Raw genomic sequence first — 25,161 nt, 5'->3', positions numbered from 1 at the left:
TTTTCTGCCGACGACCATGCCTTCGATTGCCCGCTCCCTGCTCTGCCTGCTGATCGCGCTTGCCGCGCTGCCAGCCTTCGCCCATTCCACCGAACACATGGGCGGCGGCTTCGTCGCCGGCTTCATGCATCCGCTGCTGGGGCCGGACCACGTGGTCGCCATGGTGGCCGTGGGCCTGTGGGGCGCGTTCCTGGGCGCGCCGGCGCTGTGGGTGCTGCCGGTGGTGTTCCCGCTGGTGATGGCCTTGGGCGGCGTGCTCGGCGTGCTGGGCATCCCGCTGCCCGGTGTGGAGGTGGGCATCGCGCTGTCGGCCGTGCTGCTGGGCGGCATGGTCGCGTTCGCGGTGCGCCCGCCGCTGTGGGTGGCGGGCCTCATGGTCGCCGTGTTCGCGGTGTTCCACGGCCATGCCCACGGCACCGAGTTGCCGCACGAAAGCCACCCGCTGGTCTACAGCCTGGGCTTCGTCATCGCCACCGGCATGCTGCATCTGGCCGGCATCGGCTTCGGCGCGCTCGTGCGGTCGCCGGCCGGCCGCGTCGCGGTGCGGGCCGCCGGCGGGGCGATCTCGGTGGTCGGCCTGTTCTTCCTGCAAGGCGCCATGTGAGCTGGCGCGGCTTCGCGCGGCTCGCCTGCGCGGCAGCCGTGGCGCTGCCTGGCGGCGCCGCCTGGGCGCATGGCGAGATCAAGGGCGTGGGCGCGTTCTACAGCGGCGTGCTGCACCCCTACATCAGCCCTGCGCACCTGATCGCGCTGGTCGCGCTGGGCCTGCTGTTCGGCCAGCGTGGTGTGCTGGCCAGCCGGCAGGCCATGCTGGCCCTGGTGGCCGCGCTGGTGCTGGGGCTGTGGCTCGGCCTGCGGCCGCTGGGCCTGCCCGAGCCCGATGCGCTGCTGCTGGCACTGGGAACGTTGATCGGCCTGAGCGTGGTGCTGGCGCGGGCCTGGCCCACCTGGGCGCTGGTGCCGCTGGCGGCCCTGGTCGGCCTGGCCGTGGGTCTGGGCTCGGCGCCCGACGGCATGGCCCCGATGCAACGCCATGCCGCGCTGGTCGGCACGTTGGTGGGGGCCACGCTGTGCACGGCCTGCCTGGCCGGCATCGTGAACCCGCTGCAACAACCCTGGGCGCGGGTCGGCGTGCGCGTGCTGGCCTCCTGGCTCAGCGCCAGCGCCCTGCTGGTGCTCACGCTCGCCGTCGCCCGGCCCGCCTGACGCCGCCCGTCGGCGGCTGTCACAACACCGTCGAACGCGTGCGTTACAAATACGTGTAGGAAAATTCTCAAATTCATCTCACACGCCGCATGCGATCCCTTTCCACCCGCCACCGCAGGCCCCCCGCCATCCGCGCCACCGTCCGTGCCACGGCCTGCACCATCCTCGCCGCGCTGTCGCAGCACGCTGCCGCCCAGTCGCCCGCCACGGACACCGCGCCCCAGCTGCGCTCCGTGGACGTCAAGGGCGAGACCCTTCGCGCCGCCGCTGCCTCCTACTCCACCACCACGCTGGAGGCCGAGGAGATCCAGCAGCAGCACGTGAGCCAGGCGCAGGACCTGTTCCGCCTGGTGCCCGGCATGAACGTGCAGAACTATCAGCTCGCCGGCGTGGCCGACACCATCGTGCTGCGCGGCTTCGGCGGCGGCGGCCACGGCGGTGACCTGGGCGTGGTGCTGGACGGCATCCCTTTGAACGAGGCCATGTCGCATGCCGACGGGTATGTGGACTTCAACGTCATCGTGCCGCTGGAGATCAACCGGCTGCGCGTGTTCCGTGGCCCGGTGTCGGCCCTGTACGGCAACTTCAACCGCGCCGGCCTGGTGGCGGTGGAGACGCGCAAGCGCGGCGAATACAAGGACCTGGACGTGAGCATCGGCTCGCACGGCACGGTGGATGCGCAGGCCGCACTGGGCCTGCGCGTGCGCGAAGGCGAATACCTCAACCTGGCCGCCCAGCACTACCGCAGCGACGGCTTTCGCGCGCAGTCGCAGTCCGAGCGCACCACCATCGCCGGCCGCTGGACCAAGGCCGTCACGCCCGACCTGGACATCGCCCTGTCGGCACGGCTGCACCAGGCCGATGGCGACAACCCCGGCTACGTGACGGCCGCGCAGTTCGCCACCAACCCCTACGGCAAGGATGCGCGCGCCATGAACGACGGCGCCGAGAAGCACTTCGGCACCGTGCGCGCCGACGTGAACTATCGCCTCGCGCCCGAGCTCAAGCTGCTGAGCTTCGCGTATGCCACGCGGCAGGACTTCACGCGCTGGTTCAGCCGGCCCGCCAATGCCACCGCCTGGCGCCAGCGCGAGGAGAACTACGACCGCAGGGTGTTCGGCGCAGGCACCAGCCTGAACGGCCGCACCCAGACGGCCTGGAGCCCGTTGAACTGGGTGGCCGGTGTGGAGACCTTCCGCGAGAGCACCGACTACCAGTACTTCGACGACCTGGTCCAGCGCGCGCGCACGGCCGGTGCCATCAACGACCGCCGCTCCAAGCTCAACAGCCTGTCGGCCTTCACCGAGATCGAGGCGCCGGTGCACCGGCTGTTCAAGCCCTCGCTCGGGCTGCGCTGGGACCGCTTCAGCGGTTCGTGCGCGAAGAACGGCGCGGAGACCGGCACCGACCCCTGCGGCCCGCTCAACGAGGTCACGCACACCAGCCCCAAGCTGGGCGTGCGTTCGGACGTGCTGCCCGAACTCGAGCTGCGCGCCAGCTGGTCCGAAGGCTTCGCGCTGCCCAACACCTTCGCCAAGTACGCGCTGGGCGCGGCCAACCTCGACCCCAACGTGTTCCGCCAGACCGAGGTCGGCGCGCAGTGGAAGCCGCGCCCCGGCGTCTCGCTCGACGTGGCGGCCTACCGCGTGCGCTCGTCGGACGAGATCCGCACGGTGGCGCCGGGCGTGTACGAGAACTACGGCGAGACCCGGCGCACCGGCGTGGAGATCAGCGCGCTGTGGGCGGCGCGCCGCGACCTCGACCTGTCGCTGGCCTACGGCAGCGCCAACTCGGAAGTGACGGCCAACGCCAACCCCGCCCTGCTGGGCAAGCGCGTGGCCGCCGTGCCGCGCCACACGGCCACCGCCTCCGCGGCCTGGTCGCCCGTGCCGAACTGGACCGGCACCGTGACCTGGCGCCGCGTGGGCAGCTACGCCGTCAACGCCGACAACAGCGTCGTCTACGGCGGCTACAACACGCTGGACGTGGGCCTGACCTACCGCGCCCAGTCCTACCAGGTCTACGCCAGCGTGGCCAACGTCACGGACAAGGTCTACGCCACCTCCGCCTCCGTCATCGGTGGCACGCAGCTCTTTGCGCCCGGTGCGCCGCGCACGCTCAAGGTCGGCGTGCAGGCGCAGTTCTGACCACACCAGGAAACAACGACATGACACCGATCCGATCCCGCCTCGCCACCGCCCTGGCCGCACTGGCCCTGGGCATGGGCGCCGCACAGGCCCACAACGTCTGGCTGGTGCCCGACGCACAGGGCGCCTACCTGGTGCAGTTCGGCGGCCACGAGGGCAAGCTGGAAGAAGTGCAGGCCGACAAGCTCAAGTCCGTCACCGCCTACGACCGCCGTGGCCGCAAGATCGACGTGCGCACGCAGGCGGCTGGCGACGGTGTGCGCGTCACGCCCGAGCGCGAGCCGGCCATGCTGGCGGCCGAGTTCGACAACGGCTTCTTCAGCAAGAGCGAAGGCAGCCCCATGGTCAACAAGCCCATGGACCAGAACCCCGGCGCCACGAGCGGCGTGCACGCGATGAAGTTCCACAAGACCGTGCTGCAGTGGGGCCTGATCGCGCGCAAGGAGCTCGGCCAGGCCTTCGAGATCGTCGGCACGCAGTCCAAGGATCCTCAGGCCGGCAAGCCCCTGCAGGTGAAGGTGCTCAAGGACGGCAAGCCGCTGGCCGGCGCGCGCCTGTCCATCGGCGAGGACGGCCCGCCCGTCACGAGCGCGGCCGACGGCACAGCCACGGTCACGCCGGTGGAAGGCCGCAACCAGCTGCTGGCGATCATCCGCATCCCGGTCCAGGGCGACCCCAGGACCACGCAGCTGAGCTACGAATACCTGTTCGCGTTCCAGACGCACTGAAGCCAGGTGGGTCGACATCACGACCCAGCGGGGCGGATCACGTCAGGATCGCCCAGATCCGCCCGCTCGCCCAGTACATCGCCACGCTGCCGATGCCATACAGCGCAGGCGTGCGTGCCTTCGCGAAGCTGGGCCACGGCGCCAGCGTCTTGCAGAGCACCCAGGCCAGCAGCACCACGCCGAGCTGGCCGATCTCCACGCCGACGTTGAAGGTCAGGAGCGCGACCGGCAGGTGGTTCTCGGGCATGCCGATCTGCTTGAGCGCGCCCGCGAAGCCCAGCCCATGCACCAGGCCGAACAGGAAGGCCACCAGCGCCGGCCAGCGGCGCGACAGCGTGGCCTGCTTGCCCAGCGCCTCGCCGGCCACCAGCATGATGGACAGCGCGATGGTCGCCTCCACCGGCGGCGGCCGCAGCGCCAGCAGGCCGAACGCGCTCAGGGCCAGCGTGATGCTGTGCGCCGCCGTGAACGCGGTGATGGTCCACACCAGCCGGCGGTTGAAGCCCACCAGGAACAGCAGGCTGACCACGAACAGCAGGTGGTCCGTGCCGGTCAGGATGTGCTCGATGCCCAGCACGGTGTAGGCCGAGGCGATCTCGCCCATGCCACGCTGGTCGTCGGCGGTGCCGAACAGGTGCACCGCGGGCTGGGCCGTGGTCAGCGTGTAGACGCGCGTCTGCCCGTCGAGCCAGCGGATCTTGACGATGGCGACGGAGTAGCCCTTGCCCACGCCCTCGACCTGCAGCACCCCGGTCAGGCCGTTCGGGCCGCAGTGCAGCAGCGGCGGCTCGGCCGTGCAGCCCGCGGGCCAGACCGGGTTCAGGTCGCGCTGGGTAGCGCGCTCGCGCGCGGTCCACTGCCAGGTGAACTCGCCGCGCGAGGTCTCGCGCATCTCCATCTCGGCAATCGTCAGTTCGTGGGCCGACACCTGGCCCATCCCGAGCACCAGCAGCATGGCGGCGATGAGCCGCCGCAACAACAGGCCCAGCTTCATTTCGCGGCCTCGGCCTCGATGCGGATGGTGTATTTCTCGGCCAGCACGCGCACGGCCGCGGTGCGCTGCTCGGCCATCACCTGGTCGGTCCAGTCCTGCCGCACGATGCCGCGCAGCACCTCGAAGTCGGCGGGCCTGGCGGCAGACACGGCATCGAGCTGGATCACGCGCCAGCCGTCCTTGCCGGACAGCGCGTGCCAGGCGCCAGGCTTGGCGCCTTCGACCGCCTTGGCGAAGGACTCGCCATAGCTCTGCACCAGGTTGGCGTGCGGCCGGCCCTTGAACACGCGCAGGCCGGCGCCGACCTCGCCCGGCACGCCGGAGTTCAGCCGCGTGGCCAGTTCACCGGCCGCGGCCTCGGTCATGTCGCCCGAGAGCACGGCCTCGCGGAAGTCGAAGCGCGCGGGTTCGTCGTACTTGGCGCGGTGCTTCTCGAACCAGGCGCGCAGCAGCGCGTCGTCGTAGGGCGGCAGCTTGTTGTCGGACTCCAGCACGCTGAGCGCCTTGAAGATCACGCGCTCGCGGATCGCGTCGTCGCCGCGGTCCACCTGCATGGCCAGGCCTTCGCGGTACAGCACCTCGTTGTCCAGCCAGGTGCGGCGCAATGCGGCCAGTTCCTCGGCGGTCGGCAGGCGGCCGCGCGAGGCCTTGAACAGTTCCTGCGCCTCGGCATCGACGTCCTGCGTCAGCACGATGGTGCGCGGGTCCTCGGCGCGGCCGACGATCACGTGGTCGACCGCGAACAGCAGGCCGCCCAGGACGATGAAGTGCAGCAGCGGCTCGCGCCACCAGCGCGGGCGGGGTGCGGCCGCGCCCGCCGGGAGGGTCCTGGGAGCGCGGTTCGGTTTGGAGGAAGACATGGCGATCACTCGGAATTCGGATGCGGGCGGCCTGGGTCGCCCGGCATGGCAAAGCGCCGCGCGGACACGGCCGCGCGGCGCTTCGAGGACTACGGGGCGGGGTTCAGGCCCTGCTTACTTGACACCTGCCACCGTGGTGGAACCGGCCACCTCGATGAAGATCGGGTTGCTGTAGAACCACAGGTCGGCCCAGGCCGCCACGTCGTAGGCCAGGTACTTCTGGCCGGCCACCGTGGGCAGGTGGTTCGGGCAGCCGTCGATGGTGGTGCCGGTGTAGTTGGCGCCGTTGGCCGGCACGTTGACGCCCGCCACCTGGCACGGGATGGTCAGCTTGCTCGTGTCGCCGGCGTTGGTGTAGACGTCGGCCAGCGGGTTGCCGCTGGCGTCGGTCTCGTAGGGCACGCTCGGCGGCAGGTTGGAGCCGCGCAGGCGCAGGTACTGCGAGGCGGCCACGGCCGGGATGCGGAAGGTCATGGCCTTGTACTCGGCGTTGCCGGCCACGGGCGTCCAGGTCGCGTCGTTGAAGGTGCGCAGCACGGCGGCCGAGGTGTTCTTGGCCGCAGCCGGCACGTTGGCCATGCTGGGGTTGAGCAACCAGTCGTTGGGCCACTGGCCGGCGTAGTCGGCGGCGCCGGGCTGGCGGTAGCCGGACACCAGGCCGCGGATCACGTCGACCTGCGCGAGCACCGGCGCGTTCAGCGGCTGGCTGATGCCGACCTGGGCCAGCGAGGGGTTGTTGAAGGTGTAGGGCGAGTAGTTCGTGCCCGACGGGTCGCGCACGACGATGGACACCACCACCTCGGCGCCCGCACGCACCTGCAGCTTCTCGCCCATCGTGGCGCAGCCGGCCACGTCGGTGTCGGTGTTGGCCAGGGCGGCCTTGACCGCGATCGCCTGGACCGCCGCGTTGGTGCGCGTGGCCGGGCCGGCGTACGACGCGCAGGCCACGAAGGCCAGGCGGTCGATCAGCTGGCCGGTGGCCACGAAGCTGTTGCCGCTGCGGATGCCGTCGACGATGACCTGCGGGCGCAGCTTGGTGTCGTTGCCCTTGCGCACCATCACGAAGTCGCGCTGGTATTCGCCGGGGTAGAAGTCCTGCGTGGAGCGGCGGTCGTCCGGACCGAACTGGCCGCGGTTGTGCCAGTCCGAGCTGCCGAAGAACCACCAGTTGCGGCCTTCGCCCAGCAGCGCGTCCCACACGCCGCCGATCTGCGCGGCGTACACGCCGGTGCCGCCATAGGTGGTGCCGCCGACCGAGTCCACGCGCACGCCGCCGATGCTGTTGCGGTTGGGCGAGTACTCGCCGCGGTTGTCCGACGCATGGTGGCCGGGCTGCGACTCGAAGCCGACCGCGATGCGCGGGCCGGCGTTGTTGAAGTTGCGCAGGTGCTCGATGTTGAAGCCGTTGTTGCCGGCCGGGTTGAACGGGCCGGCGCGCTCCAGGTGGGCCGGCACGTAGTAGCTGCCGTCCGGGTGGTAGGCGGCCATCCACTTGATGCCTTCGACGGTCTTGGCATGGCCGCGCTCGCCGGAGCCGGTGCCGCTGCCCTGCAGCAGCTTGGCGGCGCCCGCGTTCCAGCCCACGCCGTTCTCGTTGGCGCTGCCCGGCACGCCGCAGGACCAGCCGTTCGTGCCGCCGCGCGTGAGGTCGCCGTCGTTGCCGCGGTCGAAGCAGTAGGCCCATTGCGACAGCGCGTTGGCGTTGCCCAGCGGCGTGTAGCCCTTGGTGGTGGGCAGCGCGCGCGTGTCGATGGCGGCCGGCACCTGGCCGGTGATGACGGTCATCGAGGTGTGCTCATGGCCGGCCACGACCGACTCCATGCCGGTGAAGATCGGCACGTTCTTGAGCGCGTTCAGGTACTCCGTGAGGGGGTACTGGTATTGCTGGATCGCCTGCCAGCGCCACATGTTCTGGTTCGGGCGGCTGCCGTTGGGCGTGCCCTGTGGCTCGACCGGCGGCACGCTGTTCTGCCACGTGGTGTTGGGGCCGACGACGGTGGTGCCATCGGCAGCGTAGACCAGCGGGTAGGCCGGCGTGGCGAGCGAGGCGTCCTCGGCCAGCGTGCAGTTGCGGTTGCCGTTGCCGCCGTGGCCGGCCTGGACGAACCAGTCCAGGCCCCAGGGCGTGTCGGTCTTGTCGGTGACCTTCTTGACCAGCTTCTGCATCGAGATCGAACCGTCCGAGCAGGTGGTGTGGTTGTGGAAGTCGCCGGTCACGTAGGTGCCGGCCGGCTTGGCTGCGTGGGCAGCCGGTGCGATGGCCAGTGTGGCCAGAACCGTGACCGCGGCAAGCGCGACCGGGTTCTTCTTGAACACGTTCTTCATGAGACTCCTATGGGCTTTCTGGAATTGCCTGGCTGCGCCGGTGTGGCGCAGTCCCTCGTTCGGGTCGGTGGCAGGACCGCGGGCGATGCTAGGAACGGGGCGTGACCCTGCCGTGACGGGTATGTGTCAGAGGAAGCGCTGCAGGTCCACATTGAGCGTGGCCTGCACCACGCCGCCATGTTCGAAGGTCAGCACCATGGGATAGGTGCGCGCCACCTCGAGCGGGAACTTCAGGCCGACCAGCCTGAGGAAGCTGCCGTGCTCGCTCAGGTGCGTCTCGGCGCCCTCGGGGATGGCGAAGTCGACCTCGGGCCGCGCGAGCTGTCCGCCGATCTCGGCGCCTTCCGCCACCATGGTCGTGGCGCCGACCAGCCGGTCGGGGCGGGTCACCTGGTCGAACATCATCGACACGATGACCGAGCGCGCGCCCGGCCGCGTGGCGGTGCACCACGGGTGCGTGATGCGCAGGTTGTCGGCGAAGTATTCGCAGGCGCGGGCCTGCGGCAGCGCGAGCGCGGCGCCGAACGCCAGGCCGGCGCGCAGCGCGGCACGCCGGTGGATGGATGGGGGCATGACGGCTCCTGTGCAATGCAGTGGGCCGGCAGCGTAGTGGCCGCCCGTGAAAGCCCGATGACGGACGCCGGCACCGCGGCGCGCCGTCACAGGCCTGTCTTGAACGCTGCCTACAGTCCGGCCGCGTCTGCACCTTGCCGACAGCTGCGCCCTGGCGCGCCGCCCCCTCGTCCACAACACGATTCCTGGAGGTTCCCAATGAAGTTTCAAGCCTTGGCCGCCCTGGCCCTGCTGGCCGCTGCGCCCGTCATGGCCGCACCGGTCACCATCGATTTCGAGACCGCACCGGAATGGGCGCCGATCGCGGAGCACTACGCCGCCAGCGGCGTGCGCTTCGGCGGTGGTGCCGAAGGCCTGCGCAACCAGGATCCGGACTTCGTGTACTTCTCCAACAACCCGTCCCCGGTCGGCATCCTGGTGGGCAACGCTGCTGCCGCGACGATGAACGTGGACGGCGGCTTCAGCGGCGCGTTCAGCTTCTGGTATTCGTCGCTGGACGCCGTGCTCGGCGGCGTCAGCATCTGGAGCGGCCTGGACGGCAACGGCACGCTGCTGGCCTCGTTCGACCTGGCCGGCAACGCCCAGGACGGTTGCGACGGCGCGACCTACTGCAACTTCGACCTGCTCTCCACCAGCTTCAGCGGCGTCGCCTACTCGGTGACGTTCGCCGAGGCCATCGGCTACGACGACGTCACCTTCAACGCCGTGCCCGAGCCGGCCAGCGCGCTGCTGATGGGGCTGGGCCTGGCCGGCCTGGCCGCTTCGCGCCGCCGCCGCAAGTAAGCCGCGCAGCACGCGTCCGCGCCCACATCCGCGCAGACAGGCAGCATCCCGCCGGATGCTGCCTGTCTGCGTTTGAACTTCCTCCTCCAGCGGCGCCCACCGGCGCCCACCGAGCACGATGCACGAGCTCTTCGGACTGTTTCCCACGCCCTTCATGCGCGTGCCCGCGGCGCTGGACGCCGCCCTGGTCGCCGGCCTGGTCGGCCACTTCAGCCATGCCGCCGGCATCGCCAACAACGCGTCGGGCCAGCTGTCGCACACGGCCATGCTCAAGCCTGGCGACAGTCCTCTGCTGGTGGAGGCCGCGCGCACCATCACGCCGCACCTCGCCGAGTTCGGCGCGCAGATGTTCGGTGAGCGGCTCGGCTGGTCGCTCAAGGAGATGTGGGTCAACCTGCTGGACACCGGCGGCCGCCAGGCCATGCACAACCACGCGAACAGCTTCATCTCGGGCGTGGTCTACCTGACGCCCACCCACCCCGATGCGCGCACCGTGTTCATGAAGTCGCCGGGCGGCCATGACTTCGCGTTCAAGAACGACCACGCCGGCGTGGACACCACGCCCTACAGCGCCGACAAATGGATCAGCCCGCAGCCCGAGCCGGGCGACCTGGTGCTGTTCCCGAGCTACCTCATGCATGCCGTGCCGGCCAACCCGGGACCGCGCCGCATCACCATGGCGCTCAACGCCATCCCGACCCAGCTGGATTCCTGGGGCTACAAGATCACGTTCGGCGGATGAGCGCCCAGAACCGGCCGCACCGCCCCGCGGTGATGGCGCTGATGCTGGCATCGGGCTTCGCCGGGCTGGGCTACCAGATCGTCTGGACGCAGCAGAGCGCGCTGTGGCTGGGCCACGAGACCGCCGGCGTGCTGGCCGTGGTAGCCGCCTTCTTCGGCGGCCTGGCGGTGGGCGCGCTGCTGCTGGGCCGGCGCATCGCGGCCAGCCGCCGGCCGGGCCGCTGGTATGCCGGCTGCGAACTGCTGATCGGCCTGTGGAGCCTGGTGCTGGCGACTGCGATGGCGCCCATCGGCCAGGCCCTGCTGCACCTCATCGGCGCCCAGCCCTCGCCCGCCTGGCAATGGGGCGTGGCCTTCGGCGGCAGCTTCGTGCTGCTGTTGCCGGCCACAGCCGCCATGGGCGCCACGCTGCCGGCGATGGAGCGTGCCTTGGCGCAGCACGGGCGCGGCGGGAGGCCCGGCACCATTGCCGCGCTGTACGCCGGCAACACCTTCGGCGCCGTGGCCGGCGTGCTGGCCAGCGCGTTCTGGCTGGTGCCGGCGTACGGCCTGGCGCGCACGGCGCTGGCCTGCGCCACGCTGAACCTGCTGTGCGCGGTGACCGCGCTGCGCTTGTTGCGCGGCAGCGCGCCGGCCGAACCCGAACCCGAACCCGAAGCCGTGCCGCAGGCCGCGCGCGGGTGGCTGCCGCTGCTGGCCGCCACCGGCTTCCTCGGGATCGGCTACGAGGTGCTGGTGGTGCGCGTGCTGAGCCAGGTGGCAGAGAACACGGTCTACACCTTCGCGCTGCTGCTGGCCGTCTACCTGGTCGGCAGCGCGGCCGGCGCGGCGTACTACGACCGCCGGCTGGCCCGCCGCGCCGGCGTGGCGCGGCTCGGCGAACGGCTGCCCGCACTGCTGGCGCTGGCCTGCCTGGCCGGCACGGCCAGCCTGTGGGGTGCCGAGGCACTCAAGGCGCAGGCGCTGGACTGGCTGGGCGCCGGCATGCCGGCCGCGCTGGCGGCCGAGGCGGTGCTGGCCGCGGTCGCCTTCGGGCCGCCCACGCTGCTGATGGGCGCGCTGTTCAGCCACCTGGCAACCCAGGCGCGTGCGGCCGGCCTCGGCTTCGGCGTGGCGCTGGGCGTCAACACGCTGGGCGCAGCGGCGGCGCCGCTGGTGTTCGGCCTGCTGCTGTTGCCGGCGCTGGGCGCCAAGACCGCGCTGCTGGGCGTGGCGGCAGGCTACCTGCTGCTGGCCTGGCCGCTGGGGCGGCCGCGCGGCATCGTGCTGCCGGCCGCCATCGGCGCGGCGGCCCTGGTGCTTGCGCTCGCGGCGCCGCCGCTGGCCTTCGTCCACCTGCCCGAGGGCAGCCGTGTGCTGAGCTACAGCGAGGGCGCCATGGCCGCGGTCAGCGTGGTCGAGGAAGCCGATGGCACGCGCCGGCTGCGCATCAACAACCGGCAGCAGGAAGGCAGCAACGCGGCCTGGTCGGCCGACGCACGCCAGGCGCTGCTGCCGCTGCTGCTGCACCCGGCCCCGCACAAGGCCCTGTTCCTGGGGCTGGGCACCGGCACCACCGCCCGCGCGGCCACGCTGGACCCGGCCTTGCAGGTCGAGGCCGTGGAACTGCTGCCCGAAGTGATCGCCGCTGCGCATTGGTTCGCCCCGCCCGGGCCGGTGCCGGCTGGGCGCCTGCGCACCGTTGCGGCCGATGCGCGGCGCTTCGTGCGCGCGTCCACGGCGCAGTACGACCTCATCGTCTCCGACAACTTCCACCCGGCGCGCAGCGGCTCGGCCGCGCTGTACACGGTCGAGCACTTCCACGCGGTGCGCGAACGCCTGGCCGCGGGCGGGCTGTTCTGCCAGTGGCTGCCGCTGCACCAGCTGGACCTGCCGACGCTGCGCAGCATCGTGCGCGCCTTCACCACGGCCTTCCCGGCCGGCGGCGCGGTGCTGGCCACGCTGAGCCTGGAGACGCCGGTGCTGGGCCTGGTCGGCCATGCCGATGGCAGACGCTTCGACCTCGCTCAGCTGCAGGCACGCGTGGCCGCGGCCCGCCAGTGGCCGCGCAGCCCGGCCAGCCTGGGCCTGGACGACGCCTACGCCGTGCTCGGCACGCTGGTGGCCGGGCCGCAGGCGCTGCAGCGGCTGGCGGCCGGCGCGCCCGCGAACACGGACGACCACCCCATCGTGGCCTACCTCGCGCCGCGCGCCACCTATGCGCCGGCCGCGCCGCCGCGCGCGCGGCTGGCTGCGCTGCTGGACGAACTGTCGCTGCAACCACGGGAACTCGTCGAGGCCGATCCGGCCGCGGCCACGCGGCTGGCCGCCTACTGGGATGCGCGCACGCGCTTCCTGGCTGCGGGCCGCGACGTGCAACCCAGCGCCGACGTGCGGCGCATGCTGGCCCAGGTGCAGCAACCGCTGCTGGAGGTGCTGCGCACCAGCCCCGATTTCCGCCCGGCCTACGATCCGCTGCTGCAGATGGCGGCCGCGCTGGCGCGCCTGGACGTGCCCGCAGCGCGGGCCCTGCTCGATGAACTGGTGCGGCTGCAGCCGGCGCGCCCGGAGGCCCGCGAAGTGCTGCGCCGGCTGCCGTCCTGACGAAGGTCTACTGCGGCTGGAAGCCGCTGTCCTTGATGATCCTGGCCCAGGTCCTGGTGTAGGCCTGCTCGCGGGCGTGCAGCTGCTGCTGCGGCATGTAGCCCACGGTGAGCCCCATCGCCGTGAGCTTGCCCTGCACATCGGGCATGGCGATGACCTTGGCCAGGGCGGCCGAGAAGCGGTCGATCGCGGCCTGCGGCGTGCCGGCCGGCGCGAAGATGCCGTAGTAGGGCAGGTCCTCGAAGCCGGCGACGCCCAGCTCGGCGAAGGTCGGCACGTCGGGCATGGCGGCCTGGCGCGCGTTGCCCAGCACGCCGACCACGCGGATCTTGCCGGCCTTGTGGTTCTCGATGAAGTCGGGCACGGAGCCGATGCCCGCGCCGATCTGGTTGCCCAGCATGTCGCCGATCATGGGCGCGCTGCCGCGGTAGGGCGCGGCCTGCAGGTCGAGCTTGTACTTGTCGGCCAGCACCTTGACCAGGAACTCAGGCGTCGAGGCCGGCGCCGGGATGCCGATGGTGCCGCGCCCGCCCTGGCTCTTGATCCAGTTCAGGTACTCGGGCATGGACTTGGCCGGCGTGCCGCCGGACACGGCCAGCGCGTTCACGAAGGTGGCGAACCCGGCCACGGCCACGAAGTCCTTGGCCGGGTCGAAGCCGGGGTTCTTCACGACCAGCGGCAGGATGGAGACGGTGTGGTCGTGCGTGAGGAACAAGGTGTTGCCGTCGGGCGCGGCGGTCTTCAGCGCGTTGGCCGCGATCTGGCCGCCGGCGCCGGCGCGGTTGTCGACGATCACGCTCTGGCCCAGCTCGCCCTGCAGCTTTTCAGCCAGCGTGCGCGCGATCACGTCGGTGCCGCCGCCGGCCGGAAAACCGACCAGCAGGCGCACCGTGGTCTGGGCCTGGGCCGCGAAGCCAGCGCCCAGCAGCGCGGCCACGGCCAGCGCCTGGGTCAACCGGCGGCGCGCCGTGCGGGGCAATGAAGTACGGGACATGGGGTCGGTTCCTGTAGGACGGAGGGCACGAAAAAAACGCAAGAACGATACCAGAGCACCGGCGGGTGATTCGTCCCGTTCCTACACGGGAGCGGCCCGGGCTCAGGCACACTCGGCTGTCCACAGGTTTACCGGAGACCCGACCCCATGCAAGTGCAAGTGAACACGACCGGACTGCCCAACAAGGAATCGCTGGACCGCTGGGCCGAGCATTACCTGCAGGACGAACTGGCGCGCTTTCGCCACGACATCACGCGCATCGAGGTGCACCTGTCCGACGAGAACGGCGGCAAGGCCGGCAGCGGCGACAAGCGCTGCACGCTCGAGGCCCGGCTGGCACACCACCAGCCGCTGGCCGTGCACCATGATGGCGACAGCCAGGACCTCGCGGTGCGTGGCGCGGCCGACAAGCTCAAGCGCCTGGTCGAACACACGGTGGACCGCGGCCGCGACAGCCGCCACCGCGAGCGCGAGTCGATCCGCAAGGACGGCGTGCCGGACGCCGACGCGGCCGCCCTGTGAGCCGCGACGCCAAGAAGGAAGCCGACCTGGCCTGGAAGGGCGGGCTGTGCAGCCTGATCGGCCTGGCCGTGCTGCTGGGGCCGCAGTTCATGCCGCCCTCGGGCTTGCGCGACACGGTGGCGCAATCGGCCATCGTCGGCTGGTTCGCGCTGGTGCTGGGGCTGGCCTTCATCGGCCACTTCCTGTGGCGCCGGCGCGCCGACCGGCGCTAGAGGCTCAAAGCGCAGCAGCCTGCTGCAGCACCTGCGGCGCGGCACCGGCGCCGCGGCGCTTGAGGCCCAGCCCCAGCCGCTCGGGCCGCAGATATTCCTCGCGGTAGACATCGAAGGGCATGGTGTCGCCGGCCTCGATGCGCTTTTGCGCCTCGATGGACGCGGCCGATGCCGCGACGAAGCGCTCGCGCAGCGCGGCCGGGAACGGCAACGCCAGCAGCTGCTCGCGCGCCTGCAGCGAGTGCTGCAGCGTGAAGCGCGTGAAGCTGCCGCCGTGCGCGCGCGTGGTGTGCTCCAGCACGCGGGCCGAGGGCAGCGTCTCGGGCGCCAGCAGCGCGGCACGGGCCGCTTGCAGGGCTCCCGCGTGCGCATCGCCGCCCAGCGCTGCGTCCATGGCCTGCGCGATGGGCTGGCATTCGTCGACGAGCTGCAGCGCCCATTCGGTCAGCAGGCGCTCACGGCCGTCCTGCTCCAGCACCAGGCCGCCTTCACGGCCGCGCGCGGCCACGCGGTGCTGGTTGCGCGCGAGCGCAGCGATCTCCTCGGGCGTGTCGGGCGGACTGTCGCTGAGCAGGCAGTGCAGCAGGAATACGTCGAGGAAGCGCATGGTCGATGCCGCGATGCCCAGCGGCTCGAACGGGTCCAGGTCCATGAGGCGGACCTCGATGTATTCGACGCCGCGCTCGCGCAGGGCGTGCAGCGGCCGCTCGCCTGGCCGGATCACGCGCTTGGGCCGGATCGTGCCGTAGAACTCGTTCTCGATCTGCAGCAGGCTGGTGGCGAGCTGGTTGTAGTCGCCGCCCGGATTGCGGATGCCCACCTGCTCGTAGGCCGGGTAGGGCCGCGTGAGCGCTTCCTGCAGCGAGGCGCCGTAGCCCTCCAGGCTGTTGTAGCTCACGGCCAGCGAGGACTGTGCGTCGCTCTGGTAGCCCAGGCGGCCCATGCGCAGCGAGGTGGCGTGCGGCAGGGCCATGCTGTGCTCGCCGAGCGGCTGCAGCGCGTGCTCGCGCCCCTGCACGAAGCTGGCACACACGGCCGGCGAGGCGCCGAACAGCACCAGCGGCAGGAAGGCGTGGCGGCGGAAGTTGCGGATGAGGCCGAAGTAGTCTTCGCTGCCCACGCCCGGCATCGACCAGTTGTAGTGGATGCCCGAGATGGTCTGCATGCGCCGGCCATAGCGGTGGCCCAGGCCCATGCGGTAGACGCTCTTGGCGCGCCCCACGTTGGACGAGCCGTAGCGGCCGATCGGGATGGTCTCGTCGGTCGGCAGGCCGCAGGGCATGCTGGAGACCCACAGCATCTCGTCGCCCTGCTCGCGCAGCACCTGGTACACGTACTGGTGCACCTCGCGCAGTTCGGCCAGGCAGCTGTCGACATCGGCGTGCACGCCGGTGATGAGTTCCAGCTGCGACTCGCTGAAGTCGGTGGTGATGTGCTCGTGCGTGAGGGCCGAGCCCAGCGCGGCCGGATGCGGCGTCAGTGCGAGGCCCGCGTCCGGCGTGGCGCGCAGGCTTTCTTTTTCGAGCCCGCGGCGGATGCCGCGCAGGCGTTCGGCCGCGAGGGCGCCGGCGCGCTCCGTGAGGGGCGTGCTGGCGTGCAAGGTCGTTGTGGCCATGTTGTTTCGAGCCCCGGAATCTGTGTGGGGCCGGAAGGTATCACAGGCCGACAAGCCCTGCAGGGCAGGGCCTGGAAGGCTGGCGCGGGCTCAGCGCGCCGCTTGCTGCATGGCGCGGCCGACTTCCAGCCGGCCCTGCTCCGAGCCGCTTTGCGGCACGGTTTCGCCCTCGCGCGCGCGCACGGCGTCCAGCGCGGCGGCCAGGCGCTCGGGGGCCTGCTCGCCGGTGCCGATCCACTGGCCCTGCGTCAGCGTCACGTGCGCGGCCTCGAACGAGCCGGCACCGGCGCACAGCACGGCGCGCGTGGGCGCGTCCTCGCTGGCCAGCACCAGCATGGCGGGCACCACCGCAGACGGCTCCAGCGCGCGCAGCACCTCGGGCGTCATGAGGTCCTCGGTCATGCGCGTGGCCGCCGTCGGTGCCAGGCTGTTGACGCGGATGTTGCTCTTGGCGCCCTCGATGGCCAGCGTCTGCATGAGGCCGACCAGCGCCATCTTGGCCGCGCCGTAGTTGGCCTGGCCGAAATTGCCGTACAGGCCCGAGGACGAGCTCGTCATCACGATGCGGCCGTACTTCTGCTCGGTCATGAACGGCCAGACGGCCTTGCAGCAGTGCACGGCGCCCATCAGGTGCACGTCCATCACGAGGCGGAAATCGGCCAGATCCATCTTGGCGAAGCTCTTGTCGCGCAGGATGCCGGCGTTGTTGACCAGGATGTCGACCCGGCCCCAGGCGTCCACCGCCTGCTGCACCATGCCCGCCACGGCCTCGTAGTCGGTGACCGAGGCACCGCTGGCCAGCGCCTGGCCACCGGCCGCGACGATCTCGTCGGCCACGGCCTGCGCCGCGCTGGTGGAGCCGCCGCTGCCATCGCGCGCGCCGCCCAGGTCGTTGACCAGCACCTTGGCGCCGCGCCGGGCAAGCGCCAAGGCATGTTCACGGCCCAGGCCGCCGCCGGCGCCCGTCACGATGGCCACACGGCCCTTGAAATCCAGACCCATTCGTTCGTCTCCTTGGCAAGTGCAAGCTGCGCGACAGCACGGGCCGGCGGCCTCTGTTAGCCTGCGGCGCAGCGAAAAAGCCGCGCAACTGTACTGGAGACGAGACCCCATGGAACTGAACCTGCACGCCATCGACACCCCGCCCCGCGCGGCCTCCACCGTGGTCATGTTGCGCGACGGGGCGGCCGGCCTGGAGGTGCTGCTCATGAAGCGCCATGGCCTGTCCGACGTGCTGGGCGGCGCCTACGTGTTCCCGGGCGGCAAGCTCGATGCGGCCGACGCCGAGCTCGACGCGGCGCGCCACCTCGACCAGGCCGCGCCGCAATTGCACGCCAGCCTGCACGACGCCGAGCTGGACGACGCGCATGCCGCCGGCCTGTACGTGGCGGCCGTGCGCGAGGCGTTCGAGGAGGCCGGCGTGCTGCTGGCCGAGACCTTCGAGGGCGGCGAGCCCGACCTGGCCCGCGCGTCCGCGCTGCTCAAGGCCGGCACGCCGTTCAACGCCATGCTGGCCGAGCTGGGCCTGCGCCTGCAGACGCGCCGGCTGGCGCCCTGGTCGCGCTGGATCACGCCGCGCGTGCCCTCGGTCATGAACAAGCGCTTCGACACGCGCTTCTTCGCCGCCGTGGTGCCGCCCGAACAGGTGGCCACGCACGACGACTACGAGACCACCGAGAGCACTTGGCTGTCGCCGCGCGCCGCGCTGCAGCGCTACTGGGACCGCGAGATCGAGATGGCGCCGCCGCAGATCATGACGCTGGCCCAGCTGGCGCGCCACGACAACGCCGGGCAAGCCGTGGCCGCGGCACGCACGCGCCGCCCCCCGCTGATCCAGCCCGAGAGCCTGGAGGATGGCGGCACGCGCGTGGTCTGCTACCCGGGCGACGCCTGCCACCCGGTGCGCGAGCGCGCCATGGCCGGGCCGCTGCGCCTGCGCTGGAACAACAAGCGCTTCGAGCCGGTGGACGGCTTCGACGCGCTGTTCCTGTAGCGCGGAACCACAACGCGGCCGACGGCATCTGACCGCCATGCCGACCCGACGCACGCTTGCCGCCGCCCTGATCGCCTGCCCCGCCCTGCTGACCGCGCGGGCCCAGCCCACCGCACAGCGGCCGCGGCCCACGCCCGCGCAGACCGAGGGCCCGTTCTACCCCGTCGCCTTCCCGGCCGACGCCGACAACGACCTGCTGCGCAACGGCGCGCTGCGCTACACGCGTGGCCGTGCGGCCTGGCTGGACGGCACGCTGCGCGATGTCGACGGCCGGCCGGTGCGCGGCGCCCAGGTGGAGATCTGGCAATGCGACGAAGACGGCCACTACGACCACCCGGGCGATGGCAGCCGCCAGGACCCGGCCTTCCAGGGCTTCGGCCGCACCACGGTCGATGCCGACGGGCGCTGGCGTTTCCGCACCATCCAGCCCGTGCCCTACAGCGGCCGCACGCCGCACATCCACGTCAAGGTGCGGCTGGGCGCGCGCACGCTGCTGACCACGCAGCTCTATGTGCAAGGCGACCCGGGCAATGCGCGCGACTTCCTGTGGCGCCGGCTCGATGCCGCCGACCGCGCCGCCGTGACGCTGCCCTACACCCCGGCCGCAGACGGCCTGCACGCCCGCCCCGCCCTGGTGCTGGCCCTCTGACGCACGCCGCCGGCGGCGGTTAGCATGCGGGCCCCAACGGCCCGGATGCCCGCCATGCTGCAGACCCCTCCCTCGTTCACGCCGCTGCTGGCAGCACGCGAGCAGGACCTGGTGCAGAACTTCGTGTTCTGTGGTGATGAACTCGTGGTCGGCGAGGCCGACCTGGCCCTGCCTGGCACACCCGCGTGTGCCGCCCTGGGGATCGGCACGCGGGACTTCCTGCCCGTGGGCCTGCTCGACCAGGCCTATGGCCGCGTGGCCTGGCTGCCCAAGGGCACGCCGCTGCCCGATGGCCTGCGCACGCGCCGGCTGCGGTCCCTGTTCGGCAGCATGGACGAAGGCCTGCTGGCCGTGGCCGGCCGCGCCTGGCAGATCGCCGAATGGGCGCGCACGCACCGCTTCTGCGGCGCCTGCGGCGGCGCCACCACCCACGTGGCCGGCGAACGCTGCATGCGCTGCCCGGCCTGCGGCCACATGGCCTATCCGCGCATCTCGCCGGCCATGATGGTGCTGGTGCGGCGCGGACCCGAGATCCTGCTGGCGCGCCACCGCAACTCGCCCACGCGGTTCTACACGGCGCTGGCGGGTTTCCTGGAGGCCGGCGAGTCGGTGGAGGAAGCCATCCACCGCGAGGTGCAGGAAGAGGTCGGCCTGCAGGTGCGCGACCTGCGCTACTTCGCAAGCCAGTCCTGGCCGTTCCCGCACTCGCTCATGATCGCCTTCACGGCCGAGTACGCCGGCGGCGACATCCGGCTGGACGACAACGAGATCGAGGAGGCGGTGTGGGTCGGCCCCGGCGACGCGATGCCGGCCATCCCCCCACGCGGGCTGTCCATCGCCGGACACCTGATCGAGGCCCACCTGCCCGGCCGCTGAAGGGATACTGCGGCGCGAGGAGCACGCCATGGCCCGATCGAAGTCACAGACCCTGCTTTCGCGCACGCGGCGCGCGTTGCACAAGGGCATGCGCCAGGCCATCGGCTTCCTGCCGCAGTCGGCGCGTTTCGCGGTGGCCCGCTCCTTCGTCGATTGCGACCCGGAGCCCGGCCCGCGCCTGACGCTGAAGATCGCCGACACGCAGGAAGAACTGGAGGCGTGCTTCCGGCTGCTGCACGACGCCTACGTGGCCGTGGGCTTCATGCAACCGTCACCGTCGGGCCTGCGCGCGACGCTCTACCACGCGCTGCCGACCACCACCACGCTGTGCGCCAAGTACGACGACGAGGTCGTCGGCACCATCTCGCTGATCCGCCAGAGCCCGTTCGGCTTTCCGCTGCAGGCGGTGTTCGACCTGTCCAGCGTGGAGGCAGAGCGCGGCCAGATCGCCGAGGTCTCGGCACTGGCCGTGCACCCCAAGCACCGCAAGACGGGCGGCGCCATCCTGTTCCCGCTGATGAAGTTCATGCACGCCTACTGCACGCGCTTCTTCGACACGCGGCACCTGGTGATCGCCGTCAACCCGTACCACATCGAGCTCTACGAATCGCTGCTGTCGTTCCGCCGGTTGCCGCAGAAGACCGTGGCAGCCTACGATTTCGCCAACGGCGCGCCGGCCGTGGGCGCCACGCTGGACCTGAGCCAGGCCGAGACCCTGTTCGCGCGCGCCTACGCCGGCAAGCCGCCGCGCAAGAGCCTGCACCACTACTTCTTCCAGATGGAGCTGCCCAACATCAAGCTGCCGGTGCGGCGCTACTACACGACCAACGATCCGGTCATGACACCGGCGCTGCTGGACCACTTCTTCAACCAGCGCACACAGGGCTTCGCGGAACTCGACGCGCGCAAGAAGGCCATGCTGCACGAGATCTACGACCTGCCGGCCTACCAGGCCGTGCTGCCGCCGCTGGACAAGCCGCCGGACCAGATGGACACGCTGCGCCGGCACCCGCGCTTCTCGCTCAAGTGCAAGGGCCGGCTCGAAATCGAGATCGGCGGCCAGCGCCGGCTCGTGAAACTGCAGGTGGTCGACGTCTCGAACGAGGGCTTCCAGGCCCATGCGCGCGAAGAACTGCCGCTCAAGGCCTCGGGGCGCGTGGTGGTGCACCTGGGCACGGACGAGCAATCGGTGCTGCAGGTCACGGTGATGCGCGGGCGGCGCTACGACGACTACGGCGCCTACGGTTTCCTGATCACGCAGGCCGACCAACCCTGGCGCGAATGCGTGCACGCGCTGCAGTCGGGGCATACGCACCACGACCTGCTGTCGTGAACGCGGCTCAGCCGCGGCGCAGCGACAACAGCCAGGACGAGGTTGCGCAGCAGGCCACCAGCGCCGCATAGCCGGCGATGCTGCCATCGCGGCCCATGGCCCACAGCGCGCCCAGCAGCGCCAGGCTGCCGGCCGCGCTGGTCAGCAGCCATTCGCCCCACCAGCGCATGCCACCGCCACGGCCCATGCGGCCAGCCAGCGTGGTGCACAGGGCGACGCACAAGGCCGGCAGCACGAAAGCCAGCCCATGCAGCAGCAGATCGACAACACCCATGGGACAGAGAGCGCAAGGCTTGACGCAGGTCAAGCGGCAGGAAGAAGCGCCGGATTTTATAATCGCCGGTTATGGCTGTCTGGGCACTCGGCATCAATCACCACACCGCCCCGCTCGATCTGCGCGGGCGGTTTGCGTTCGCCTTGGACCAGATCGCCCCGACGCTGGCCGGCCTGCGCTCGGCGCTGTCGGGGCCCGAGGCCGCCATCATCTCCACCTGCAACCGCACCGAGATCTACTGCGCGCATGGCGCGGCCGACGCCCAGGCCATCGACCGCACGGTGGACTGGATGGCCCAGGCCGGTGGCGTCGCGCCGGCGCTGTTGCGCTCGCACGCCTACACGCTGCACGACGGCCTGGCCGCGCGCCATGTGTTCCGCGTGGCCAGCGGCCTGGATTCGATGGTGCTGGGCGAGGCCCAGATCCTGGGCCAGATGAAGGACGCCGTGCGCGTGGCCGACCAGGCTGGTGCGCTGGGATCCACGCTGAACCAGCTGTTCCAGCGCTCCTTCGCCGTGGCCAAGGAAGTGCGCACGGCCACCGAGATCGGCGCGCATTCCATCAGCATGGCGGCCGCCGCCGTGCGCCTGGCCTCGCAGCTGTTCGAGGACCTGGGCCAGGTGCGCGTGCTGTTCGTGGGCGCCGGCGAGATGATCGAGCTGGCCGCCACGCACTTCGCGGCCAAGAGCCCCAAGTCCATCGCGATTGCCAACCGCACGCTGGAACGCGGCGAGAAACTGGCCGGCCGCTTCGGCGGCGAGGTCATGCGCCTGGCCGACCTGCCGGCCCGGCTGCACGAGTTCGACGCCATCGTGAGCTGCACCGCGAGCACTCTGCCCATCATCGGCCTGGGTGCCGTGGAGCGCGCGCTCAAGCAGCGCAAGCACCGCCCCATGTTCATGGTCGACCTGGCCGTGCCGCGCGACATCGAGCCCGAGGTCAAGGGCCTGGAGGACGTGTTCCTCTACACCGTGGACGACCTGGCCAGCGTGGTGCAGACCGGCCAGGCGCAGCGCCAGGCCGCGGTGGCGCAGGCCGAGGTCATCATCGACGCCGGCGTGCAGAGCTTCCTGCACTGGATGGGCCAGCGCGATCCCCAGCACGGCGTGGTGCCGCTGATCCGCCAGCTCAACAGCCAGGCCGACGCGTGGCGCCAGGCCGAGCTGACCCGTGCGCGCAAGCAACTGGCGCGCGGCGATGACGTGCATGCCGTGCTCGAGGCGCTGGCCAGGGGCCTCACGCAGAAGATGCTGCACGGCGCCATGGCCGAGCTGCATGCCGGCGACGGCCCGGCGCGCGAGCACGCGGCCGAGACCATTTCGCGCCTGTTCCTGCGCAAAGAACGTTAGCGGCGTCCTGCCTGCGACGGCCCGCCACACCGGGCCTCCCTCCCCTTTTGCGCCTGAACACCGGATCGCCGCCTTGAAACCCTTTCTCCGCCAGCAACTCGAGCGCTATGCGCTGCGCCTGTCCGAGCTCGACTTCCTTCTGTCGCGCCAGGACATCATGGCGGACATGAAGCAATTCATGGCCCTGTCGCGCGAGCATGCCGACGTGGCACAGGTGGCGGGCCGCTACGTGCGCCACCAGCAGCGCTCGTCCGACCTGGCCACCGCCCAGGAGATGCTGGCCGACCCGGACATGGCCGACATGGCGCGCGAGGAGATCGACGGCGCCCAGGCCGAACTGACGGAGCTGGAGAACGAGCTGCAGCGCATGCTGCTGCCCAGGGACCCGGACGACGCGCGCGCGGCCTTCCTCGAAATCCGCGCCGGCACCGGCGGCGACGAATCGGCCCTGTTCGCGGGCGACCTGCTGCGCATGTACACCCGCTACGCCGAGCGCCGCGGCTGGAAGACCGAACTCATCAGCGAATCCGCCAGCGAGCTGGGTGGCTACAAGGAAGTGGTGATGCGCGTGGACGGCGACGACGTCTACGGCCACCTGCGTTTCGAATCCGGCGGCCACCGTGTGCAGCGCGTGCCCGCCACCGAGACGCAGGGCCGCATCCACACCAGCGCCTGCACCATCGCCGTGCTGGCCGAGCCGGACGAGGCCCAGGCCGTGCAGATCAACCCGGCCGAGCTGCGCATCGACACCTACCGCGCCAGCGGCGCCGGCGGCCAGCACATCAACAAGACCGACTCGGCGGTGCGCATCACCCACTTGCCCACGGGCATCGTGGCCGAATGCCAGGATGACCGCTCGCAGCACCGCAACAAGGCGAAGGCCCTGCAGGTGCTGCTCGCGCGCATCCAGGAGAAGGAGCGCAGCGAGCGCGCCGCCAAGGACGCGGCCGAGCGCAAGGGCCTGATCGGCAGCGGCGACCGCAGCGACCGCATCCGAACCTACAACTTCCCGCAGGGCCGCTTGACCGACCACCGCATCAACCTCACGCTCTACAAGCTGTCCTTCATCATGGAAGGCGACCTGGAAGAAGTCGTGCAGGCACTGCGCGCCGCGCGCGAGGCCGAGCAACTGGCCGAGCTGGAAGTCGGCGCCGCGTGAGCGCCGTGCCGGGCCACCCCAGGCAAGCGAACTCCGAAGAAAGCAGAAGGAATGGCCATGCGCATCGCTGAGCTTCTGGCGGCGGCTGCCACGCGCGGCCTGGACCGGCTGGATGCCCAGCTGCTGCTGCTGCACGCGCTGGGCCACGACGCCAACGACCGGGCCTGGCTGCTGGCGCACGACCAGGACCCGTTGGCGCCCGATGTGTTGCAGCGCTTCGACGCCCACACCGCGCGCCGGCTTGCCGGCGAGCCCGTGGCCTACCTGCTCGGCCACAAGGAGTTTTTCGGCCTGCCACTGCAGGTCGATGCCCGCGTGCTGGTGCCGCGGCCCGACACCGAGACGCTGGTGGAATGGGCGCTCGAGCACCTGCCCGCGGGTGGCAGCGTCGTCGACCTGGGCACGGGCAGCGGCGCCATCGCGCTGGCCCTGGCCCATGCCCGGCCCGACGCCCTGGTGGCGGCCGTGGACCGCAGTGCCGACGCGCTGGCCGTGGCCAGCGCCAATGCCCGGCAACTGAACCTGCGCGTGCAGTTCATGCAGGGCGACTGGTTGCACGGCGTGGACGGGCCCTACGACCTGATCGTCTCCAACCCGCCCTACATCGCCGAAGAAGACCCGCACCTGGCGGCGCTTGTGCACGAGCCGCTTGCTGCCCTGGCCGCCGGTGCCGACGGGCTGGACGACCTGCGCACGATCACCGCCGACGCGGGAGCGCACCTGAGCCCTGGCGGCTGGCTGCTGCTGGAACACGGACACGACCAGGCCGACGCCGTCTGCGCCTTGCTGCGCGCCCAGGGCTTCGTCCAGGTGGGCAGCCGCATGGATCTGGCGGGCATCGCGCGCTGCTCCGGCGGGCAGTGGCCGATCACGGGATAATTGCGGCCATTTCCGTCTGGAGGTTCCCCCCATGAGCGACACCCAACAACGCATTGCCGACCTGGTCAAGTCCAACGACATCCTGCTGTTCATGAAGGGCAGCGCGAGCTTTCCCATGTGCGGCTTCTCGGGCCGCGCCATCCAGGTCCTGAAGGCCTGCGGCGTCGACCCCAAGAACGTCAAGACTGTCAACGTGCTGGACGACGATGCCATCCGCCAGGGCATCAAGGAATTCAGCAACTGGCCCACCATCCCCCAGCTGTACGTGAAGGGCGAGTTCGTCGGCGGCTCGGACATCATGATGGAGATGTACGAATCCGGCGAACTGCGCCAGCTGCTGGGCGCCACGCCGGCCTGACGGTTGCG

At 71.1% G+C, this 25,161-nt stretch carries 25 protein-coding genes; 17 read left to right on the top strand and 8 right to left on the bottom strand.

Going from position 1 to position 25,161, the window contains the following annotated elements:
• The first annotated feature begins 16 nt into the window (after window positions 1-16).
• The 4 genes from ASF44_RS14485 to ASF44_RS14470 all read left to right on the top strand — a co-directional run bounded on the left by ASF44_RS14485 (window position 17) and on the right by ASF44_RS14470 (window position 4,081).
• Window positions 17-604, top strand: coding sequence for a HupE/UreJ family protein (locus ASF44_RS14485; protein WP_056899933.1), 588 nt, complete (start codon window positions 17-19; stop codon window positions 602-604).
• Window positions 601-1,206: a HupE/UreJ family protein gene (locus ASF44_RS14480; protein WP_056899932.1), complete on the top strand. Its 606-nt coding sequence runs from the start codon at window positions 601-603 to the stop codon at window positions 1,204-1,206. The genes ASF44_RS14485 and ASF44_RS14480 overlap by 4 nt, the downstream gene beginning before the upstream one ends.
• 89 nt (window positions 1,207-1,295) lie before the next feature.
• Window positions 1,296-3,353, top strand: a complete 2,058-nt coding sequence (locus ASF44_RS14475) for a TonB-dependent receptor (protein ID WP_056899931.1) — start codon at window positions 1,296-1,298, stop codon at window positions 3,351-3,353.
• A 20-nt stretch (window positions 3,354-3,373) separates the two neighbouring features.
• The gene (locus ASF44_RS14470; protein ID WP_056899930.1) at window positions 3,374-4,081 is read left to right on the top strand and encodes a DUF4198 domain-containing protein; all 708 of its coding nucleotides are present in this window, start codon (window positions 3,374-3,376) and stop codon (window positions 4,079-4,081) included.
• A gap of 37 nt (window positions 4,082-4,118) precedes the next feature.
• On the opposite strand, the gene ASF44_RS14465 is transcribed toward ASF44_RS14470, so the two are convergent.
• The 4 genes from ASF44_RS14465 to ASF44_RS14450 all read right to left on the bottom strand — a co-directional run bounded on the left by ASF44_RS14465 (window position 4,119) and on the right by ASF44_RS14450 (window position 8,833).
• Entirely contained in the window at window positions 4,119-5,075 is a 957-nt protein-coding gene (locus tag ASF44_RS14465) for a HupE/UreJ family protein (protein ID WP_235579225.1), read from the bottom strand.
• Window positions 5,072-5,935, bottom strand: a complete 864-nt coding sequence (locus ASF44_RS14460; RefSeq protein WP_056900290.1) for a peptidyl-prolyl cis-trans isomerase — start codon at window positions 5,933-5,935, stop codon at window positions 5,072-5,074. The genes ASF44_RS14465 and ASF44_RS14460 overlap by 4 nt, the downstream gene beginning before the upstream one ends.
• Before the next feature lie 114 nt (window positions 5,936-6,049).
• Window positions 6,050-8,260 (bottom strand): hypothetical protein, encoded by a 2,211-nt coding sequence (locus ASF44_RS14455; protein WP_056899929.1) that lies wholly within the window; start codon window positions 8,258-8,260, stop codon window positions 6,050-6,052.
• A 126-nt stretch (window positions 8,261-8,386) separates the two neighbouring features.
• On the bottom strand, window positions 8,387-8,833 hold the full coding sequence (locus ASF44_RS14450; protein ID WP_056899928.1) for a copper chaperone PCu(A)C: 447 nt from the start codon (window positions 8,831-8,833) through the stop codon (window positions 8,387-8,389).
• 198 nt (window positions 8,834-9,031) lie between these two features.
• On the opposite strand from ASF44_RS14450, the gene ASF44_RS14445 reads away from it, so the two are divergent.
• The 3 genes from ASF44_RS14445 (at window position 9,032) to ASF44_RS14435 (ending at window position 12,940) form a co-directional block, all read left to right on the top strand.
• Window positions 9,032-9,616: a VPLPA-CTERM sorting domain-containing protein gene (locus ASF44_RS14445; protein ID WP_056899927.1), complete on the top strand. Its 585-nt coding sequence runs from the start codon at window positions 9,032-9,034 to the stop codon at window positions 9,614-9,616.
• A gap of 118 nt (window positions 9,617-9,734) precedes the next feature.
• Complete coding sequence (locus ASF44_RS14440) at window positions 9,735-10,358, top strand: putative 2OG-Fe(II) oxygenase (protein WP_056899926.1); 624 nt, start codon at window positions 9,735-9,737, stop codon at window positions 10,356-10,358.
• On the top strand, window positions 10,355-12,940 hold the full coding sequence (locus tag ASF44_RS14435; protein ID WP_056899925.1) for a fused MFS/spermidine synthase: 2,586 nt from the start codon (window positions 10,355-10,357) through the stop codon (window positions 12,938-12,940). Before ASF44_RS14440 ends, ASF44_RS14435 begins: the two co-directional genes overlap by 4 nt.
• A 7-nt stretch (window positions 12,941-12,947) precedes the next feature.
• Here ASF44_RS14435 and ASF44_RS14430 read toward each other — a convergent pair whose 3' ends face one another.
• Window positions 12,948-13,934 carry a Bug family tripartite tricarboxylate transporter substrate binding protein gene (locus tag ASF44_RS14430; protein ID WP_056899924.1) on the bottom strand — a complete coding sequence of 329 codons (987 nt, stop codon included), beginning with the start codon at window positions 13,932-13,934 and terminating at the stop codon, window positions 12,948-12,950.
• 147 nt (window positions 13,935-14,081) lie between these two features.
• Here ASF44_RS14430 and ASF44_RS14425 point away from each other — a divergent pair, with 147 nt between their 5' ends.
• Together ASF44_RS14425 and ASF44_RS14420 are read left to right on the top strand one after the other, a co-directional pair.
• Window positions 14,082-14,456, top strand: a complete 375-nt coding sequence (locus ASF44_RS14425; RefSeq protein ID WP_056899923.1) for an HPF/RaiA family ribosome-associated protein — start codon at window positions 14,082-14,084, stop codon at window positions 14,454-14,456.
• Window positions 14,453-14,668 carry a hypothetical protein gene (locus ASF44_RS14420; RefSeq protein WP_056899922.1) on the top strand — a complete coding sequence of 72 codons (216 nt, stop codon included), beginning with the start codon at window positions 14,453-14,455 and terminating at the stop codon, window positions 14,666-14,668. Before ASF44_RS14425 ends, ASF44_RS14420 begins: the two co-directional genes overlap by 4 nt.
• Before the next feature lie 4 nt (window positions 14,669-14,672).
• Here ASF44_RS14420 and gshA read toward each other — a convergent pair whose 3' ends face one another.
• Together gshA and ASF44_RS14410 are read right to left on the bottom strand one after the other, a co-directional pair.
• Window positions 14,673-16,283, bottom strand: coding sequence for a glutamate--cysteine ligase (gshA, locus tag ASF44_RS14415; protein ID WP_056899921.1), 1,611 nt, complete (start codon window positions 16,281-16,283; stop codon window positions 14,673-14,675).
• A gap of 90 nt (window positions 16,284-16,373) precedes the next feature.
• Complete coding sequence (locus tag ASF44_RS14410; protein ID WP_056899920.1) at window positions 16,374-17,285, bottom strand: SDR family NAD(P)-dependent oxidoreductase; 912 nt, start codon at window positions 17,283-17,285, stop codon at window positions 16,374-16,376.
• Window positions 17,286-17,394: 109 nt separating this feature from the next.
• On the opposite strand from ASF44_RS14410, the gene ASF44_RS14405 reads away from it, so the two are divergent.
• Genes ASF44_RS14405 through ASF44_RS14390 form a run of 4 tightly spaced genes read left to right on the top strand, consistent with a single transcriptional unit; the run spans window position 17,395 to window position 21,134 of the window.
• On the top strand, window positions 17,395-18,276 hold the full coding sequence (locus ASF44_RS14405) for an NUDIX hydrolase (protein ID WP_056899919.1): 882 nt from the start codon (window positions 17,395-17,397) through the stop codon (window positions 18,274-18,276).
• Between the two features lie 37 nt (window positions 18,277-18,313).
• Entirely contained in the window at window positions 18,314-18,925 is a 612-nt protein-coding gene (locus tag ASF44_RS14400; RefSeq protein WP_056899918.1) for a protocatechuate 3,4-dioxygenase, read from the top strand.
• 54 nt (window positions 18,926-18,979) lie between these two features.
• Window positions 18,980-19,801, top strand: coding sequence for an NAD(+) diphosphatase (gene nudC, locus ASF44_RS14395; RefSeq protein WP_082524809.1), 822 nt, complete (start codon window positions 18,980-18,982; stop codon window positions 19,799-19,801).
• A gap of 28 nt (window positions 19,802-19,829) precedes the next feature.
• Window positions 19,830-21,134: a GNAT family N-acetyltransferase gene (locus tag ASF44_RS14390; protein ID WP_056899917.1), complete on the top strand. Its 1,305-nt coding sequence runs from the start codon at window positions 19,830-19,832 to the stop codon at window positions 21,132-21,134.
• Between the two features lie 7 nt (window positions 21,135-21,141).
• Here ASF44_RS14390 and ASF44_RS14385 read toward each other — a convergent pair whose 3' ends face one another.
• Window positions 21,142-21,408, bottom strand: coding sequence for a hypothetical protein (locus ASF44_RS14385; protein ID WP_056899916.1), 267 nt, complete (start codon window positions 21,406-21,408; stop codon window positions 21,142-21,144).
• A gap of 71 nt (window positions 21,409-21,479) precedes the next feature.
• Here ASF44_RS14385 and hemA point away from each other — a divergent pair, with 71 nt between their 5' ends.
• The 4 genes from hemA (at window position 21,480) to grxD (ending at window position 25,153) form a co-directional block, all read left to right on the top strand.
• Window positions 21,480-22,757 (top strand): glutamyl-tRNA reductase, encoded by a 1,278-nt coding sequence (hemA, locus tag ASF44_RS14380; protein WP_056899915.1) that lies wholly within the window; start codon window positions 21,480-21,482, stop codon window positions 22,755-22,757.
• Between the two features lie 73 nt (window positions 22,758-22,830).
• Window positions 22,831-23,916, top strand: a complete 1,086-nt coding sequence (gene prfA, locus ASF44_RS14375; RefSeq protein ID WP_056899914.1) for a peptide chain release factor 1 — start codon at window positions 22,831-22,833, stop codon at window positions 23,914-23,916.
• 57 nt (window positions 23,917-23,973) lie between these two features.
• Window positions 23,974-24,795 (top strand): peptide chain release factor N(5)-glutamine methyltransferase, encoded by an 822-nt coding sequence (prmC, locus tag ASF44_RS14370; protein ID WP_369820925.1) that lies wholly within the window; start codon window positions 23,974-23,976, stop codon window positions 24,793-24,795.
• Between the two features lie 31 nt (window positions 24,796-24,826).
• Window positions 24,827-25,153 (top strand): Grx4 family monothiol glutaredoxin, encoded by a 327-nt coding sequence (gene grxD / locus ASF44_RS14365; protein ID WP_056899912.1) that lies wholly within the window; start codon window positions 24,827-24,829, stop codon window positions 25,151-25,153.
• The last annotated feature ends 8 nt before the right edge of the window (window positions 25,154-25,161 follow it).

Origin of the sequence: Pseudorhodoferax sp. Leaf274 (assembly GCF_001422445.1) — a bacterium.
Classification (GTDB): domain Bacteria; phylum Pseudomonadota; class Gammaproteobacteria; order Burkholderiales; family Burkholderiaceae_C; genus Pseudorhodoferax.
This window is presented reverse-complemented; position numbering and strand designations above follow the sequence as displayed.

Bases quoted from the DNA above. Each gene is read 5' to 3' on its own strand.
- ASF44_RS14425 (WP_056899923.1), top strand. From the start codon at position 14,082: ATGCAAGTGCAAGTGAACACGACCGGACTGCCCAACAAGGAATCGCTG.
- ASF44_RS14455 (WP_056899929.1), bottom strand. From the start codon at position 8,260: ATGAAGAACGTGTTCAAGAAGAACCCGGTCGCGCTTGCCGCGGTCACG.
- ASF44_RS14475 (WP_056899931.1), top strand. From the start codon at position 1,296: ATGCGATCCCTTTCCACCCGCCACCGCAGGCCCCCCGCCATCCGCGCC.
- ASF44_RS14410 (WP_056899920.1), bottom strand. From the start codon at position 17,285: ATGGGTCTGGATTTCAAGGGCCGTGTGGCCATCGTGACGGGCGCCGGC.
- ASF44_RS14470 (WP_056899930.1), top strand. From the start codon at position 3,374: ATGACACCGATCCGATCCCGCCTCGCCACCGCCCTGGCCGCACTGGCC.
- ASF44_RS14440 (WP_056899926.1), top strand. From the start codon at position 9,735: ATGCACGAGCTCTTCGGACTGTTTCCCACGCCCTTCATGCGCGTGCCC.
- ASF44_RS14465 (WP_235579225.1), bottom strand. From the start codon at position 5,075: ATGAAGCTGGGCCTGTTGTTGCGGCGGCTCATCGCCGCCATGCTGCTG.
- ASF44_RS14405 (WP_056899919.1), top strand. From the start codon at position 17,395: ATGGAACTGAACCTGCACGCCATCGACACCCCGCCCCGCGCGGCCTCC.
- ASF44_RS14400 (WP_056899918.1), top strand. From the start codon at position 18,314: ATGCCGACCCGACGCACGCTTGCCGCCGCCCTGATCGCCTGCCCCGCC.
- hemA (WP_056899915.1), top strand. From the start codon at position 21,480: ATGGCTGTCTGGGCACTCGGCATCAATCACCACACCGCCCCGCTCGAT.
- ASF44_RS14445 (WP_056899927.1), top strand. From the start codon at position 9,032: ATGAAGTTTCAAGCCTTGGCCGCCCTGGCCCTGCTGGCCGCTGCGCCC.
- gshA (WP_056899921.1), bottom strand. From the start codon at position 16,283: ATGGCCACAACGACCTTGCACGCCAGCACGCCCCTCACGGAGCGCGCC.
- ASF44_RS14460 (WP_056900290.1), bottom strand. From the start codon at position 5,935: ATGTCTTCCTCCAAACCGAACCGCGCTCCCAGGACCCTCCCGGCGGGC.
- prmC (WP_369820925.1), top strand. From the start codon at position 23,974: ATGCGCATCGCTGAGCTTCTGGCGGCGGCTGCCACGCGCGGCCTGGAC.
- ASF44_RS14390 (WP_056899917.1), top strand. From the start codon at position 19,830: ATGGCCCGATCGAAGTCACAGACCCTGCTTTCGCGCACGCGGCGCGCG.
- ASF44_RS14485 (WP_056899933.1), top strand. From the start codon at position 17: ATGCCTTCGATTGCCCGCTCCCTGCTCTGCCTGCTGATCGCGCTTGCC.
- grxD (WP_056899912.1), top strand. From the start codon at position 24,827: ATGAGCGACACCCAACAACGCATTGCCGACCTGGTCAAGTCCAACGAC.
- nudC (WP_082524809.1), top strand. From the start codon at position 18,980: ATGCTGCAGACCCCTCCCTCGTTCACGCCGCTGCTGGCAGCACGCGAG.
- ASF44_RS14430 (WP_056899924.1), bottom strand. From the start codon at position 13,934: ATGTCCCGTACTTCATTGCCCCGCACGGCGCGCCGCCGGTTGACCCAG.
- ASF44_RS14385 (WP_056899916.1), bottom strand. From the start codon at position 21,408: ATGGGTGTTGTCGATCTGCTGCTGCATGGGCTGGCTTTCGTGCTGCCG.
- ASF44_RS14435 (WP_056899925.1), top strand. From the start codon at position 10,355: ATGAGCGCCCAGAACCGGCCGCACCGCCCCGCGGTGATGGCGCTGATG.
- ASF44_RS14450 (WP_056899928.1), bottom strand. From the start codon at position 8,833: ATGCCCCCATCCATCCACCGGCGTGCCGCGCTGCGCGCCGGCCTGGCG.